Here is a 2,739-nt window from a genome sequence, read left to right on the forward strand (position 1 = left end):
CGCGCGTCGTCACCAGGAGCGCGCCCGCCGACTCGAGCTCCGCGCGGCACGGGATGTCGGCCGCGGTGCGCGCCGAGACGGCCACGCGCACGAGGTGCGGCAGGCCGAGGTGGCGGGCGTGGCGGACCATCGCGACCAGCGGCACCGCGCCGGTGCCGCCGCCGAGCGCGACCGCGGGGGTCGCGCCGTCCCAGACGAAGAAGCCGCCGATGGGCAGGCGCATCTCGATCTCGTCGCCGACGCCTGCGACGTCGGCGAAGAAGCCGCTCACCTCGCCGTCCTCGTAGCGCTCCATCAGCAGCTCGACGCCCTCCTCGTGCGGCGCGGACAGGATCGAGTACGAGCGCTGGGCCGTGTACCCGTCCTCCGCGCGCAGCCGCACGACGCAGTGCTGGCCGGGCAGGTGCGGGATCCGGTCGGGCACGTCGAAGCGCAGCAGCACGGTCGTCGGGGTCGGGTGCTCGATCGCCGCGATGGTCGCCGTCCGCCACTCGCCGCCGACCGACGCCGGCACGGCGGGCACGGGCACGGAGCCGGGCACGGACTCCGCCGCGCTCAGCGGTCGCCCTGGTAGCGCTGCTCGCGCCACGGGTCGCCGCGGTCGTGGTAGCCGTTGCGCTCCCAGAAGCCCTGCTGGTCGTGGTCGAGGAGCGTGAGGCGGGCGATCCACTTCGCGCTCTTCCAGAAGTAGAGGTGCGGCACGAGGAGGCGCGCCGGCCCGCCGTGGTCGGGCGTGAGTGGGCGGCCGTCGGCCTCCCATGCGATCCACGCGCGCCCGCCGCGGAGGTCCTCCAGCGGCAGGTTGGTCGTGTAGCCGGAGTGCGAGGTCGCGAGGACGAAGGACGCCTCCGGGAGCGGGCCCGCGGCGTCGAGCAGGGTGTCGACGCTCACGCCCGCGAAGCGCGTGTCGAGCCGGGTCCACGTGGTGACGCAGTGGATGTCGCCCGCGTACTCCGAGCGCGGGAGCGCGTGCGCCTCGTCCCAGTCCCAGGAGGTCGGGCGCTCGACGAGGCCGTCGACGGCGATGGACCAGCGCGACTCCGGGAGGTTGGGCACCGCCTCGGCGGTGAGCACGGGCCAGCCGCCCTGCGTGTCGTACTGGCCGGGCGGCAGTCGATCGGCCGTGCCCTTCCGCGGGCGGCCGACGAAGCCGCGGGTGATGCCGGTCATGGGCGCCTCCTCGAGGGGCGGATGGGGGGGACGTGTCCCGTCCATCATGCCGCGCGCGTCACGGCGCGACGGGGGCCGGCGCGGGCGGATCCACCGGGGCGGACAGCATCGCGACCGCGTGGAGGCCGTCGGCGTCGACGAGCTCGCCGATGCGCGCGAAGCCGAGGCGGCCGTGGAAGGCGAGGGATCCGGGGTTCGGCGGCAGCGTGTTGACCTCGCACGTGACCGCGGCGCGCCCGGTGCGGCGGGCCTCCGCGAACACGCGCGCGTACAGGACCTGCCCGAGCCGGCGCCCGCGGTGCGCGTCGGCGACCACGATCCGGTCGACGTAGAGGCCGTCGACGCCGCGCTCCTCGAACCACCGGTAGTTGGCGCTGTCGTAGGCGCCGCCCGGCTGCATCGCGAGGAGCATGCCGACCGGCGTCGCGTCGGGCGCGTCGGCGTCGACCACGGCGATCGCCAGGTCGGCGTGGCCGAGCACCTCGCCGAGCGACGCGGCGTCCATGGGCGGGACAGCGGGCACGGCGGCGTTGTTGAGCGGCACCATCCAGGCGAGGTCGGCGGGCACGAGGTCGCGGGTGGTGGGGGTCACGCATCGAGGGTACGGGAGCGGTGCGGCCGGGCCGCCGACCGGTCGGCCCGCGTACCGTTGGCCGCGTGACCGCATCGCTCGTGCTCCTCAGCGACACCCACCTCCCGAAGCGCGCGAAGGACCTGCCGCGAGCGCTGTGGCGGGCGATCGACGCAGCGGACGTCGTGATCCACGCGGGCGACTGGGTCGACGAGCCCGCCCTCGACGCGCTCGAGGCCCGCGCCGCGCGGCTCGTCGCGTGCTGGGGCAACAACGACCCCGCCGGCCTCCGCGCCCGGCTGCCGGAGACGGCGCGCGAGGTGATCGAGGGGATCCGGTTCGCGGTCACGCACGAGACCGGCGCGTCCACGGGCCGCGAGCGGCGGATGGACGCCGCGTTCCCGGAGACCGATGTGCTCGTCTTCGGCCACAGCCACATCCCCTGGGACACCGTGACGCCCGCGGGACTCCGGCTCCTCAACCCCGGATCGCCCACCGACCGCCGCCGCCAGCCGGACTTCACGTGGATGACCGCGACGGCCGACGCGGGGCGGCTCCACGTCGAGCTGCACCGGTCGCCGACGCGGGACTAGGCGGCCGGGCGGCTGGGCGGCGACGACCCGGCGCTCCCGCAGAAGTCGAGGATCGCTCCCTCGAGCACGTCGGCGAGGCGGCGGATCGAGTCGACCTCGGCCCACTCCTCGTCCGCATGGGCGCCGCCGCCGGTGACGCCGAGGAGGATGCACGGGATCCCGGCCTCGTGCACGAGCCCCGCGTCGGTCCAGAACGGCTCGCCCCGGTGGGGTACGGGCGAGGCGGTGACGCGCGCCCCGCTGTCGAGCACGGCGCGCGCGAGCGGACCGTCGACGTCGGCCTCGAAGGCCGCGCGGGCCACGAGAGTGACGAGCTCCGCGTCCATCGCCGGGGTGCGGGCGGCGACCGCGTCGAGCGCCTCGCGCAGCTCGGCCTCGACGTCCGCCGTCGACTGGCCGGGGAGG

Annotated in this window: 5 protein-coding genes; 1 reads left to right on the plus strand and 4 read right to left on the minus strand. The window is 76.0% G+C overall.

Annotated features, from left to right (window positions below):
- From DZG00_RS14280 to DZG00_RS14290, 3 genes are all read right to left on the minus strand, one after another.
- A partial coding sequence (locus DZG00_RS14280; protein WP_233550153.1) for an FAD-binding oxidoreductase occupies positions 1–541 on the minus strand: 541 nt, incomplete at its 3' end.
- A 14-nt stretch (positions 542–555) separates the two neighbouring features.
- Positions 556–1,170, minus strand: coding sequence for a sulfite oxidase-like oxidoreductase (locus DZG00_RS14285; protein ID WP_119382999.1), 615 nt, complete (start codon positions 1,168–1,170; stop codon positions 556–558).
- A gap of 58 nt (positions 1,171–1,228) precedes the next feature.
- A complete protein-coding gene (locus tag DZG00_RS14290; protein ID WP_119383000.1) occupies positions 1,229–1,762 on the minus strand; it encodes a GNAT family N-acetyltransferase in 534 nt (177 codons plus the stop codon).
- A 65-nt stretch (positions 1,763–1,827) separates the two neighbouring features.
- On the opposite strand from DZG00_RS14290, the gene DZG00_RS14295 reads away from it, so the two are divergent.
- Positions 1,828–2,334 carry a metallophosphoesterase family protein gene (locus DZG00_RS14295; RefSeq protein WP_119383001.1) on the plus strand — a complete coding sequence of 169 codons (507 nt, stop codon included), beginning with the start codon at positions 1,828–1,830 and terminating at the stop codon, positions 2,332–2,334.
- Here the strand turns inward: DZG00_RS14295 and DZG00_RS14300 are convergent.
- Positions 2,331–2,739, minus strand: a 409-nt coding sequence (locus tag DZG00_RS14300; protein ID WP_119455760.1) for a M20/M25/M40 family metallo-hydrolase, incomplete at its 5' end; no start/stop codon positions are given. The genes DZG00_RS14295 and DZG00_RS14300 overlap by 4 nt on opposite strands.

The sequence above is a fragment of the Clavibacter lycopersici genome (genome assembly GCF_003576405.1).
GTDB lineage: Bacteria > Actinomycetota > Actinomycetes > Actinomycetales > Microbacteriaceae > Clavibacter > Clavibacter lycopersici.

Excerpts from the sequence above, each read along its gene's own strand:
- DZG00_RS14285 (WP_119382999.1), bottom strand. The coding sequence starts at position 1,170 with ATGACCGGCATCACCCGCGGCTTCGTCGGCCGCCCGCGGAAGGGCACG.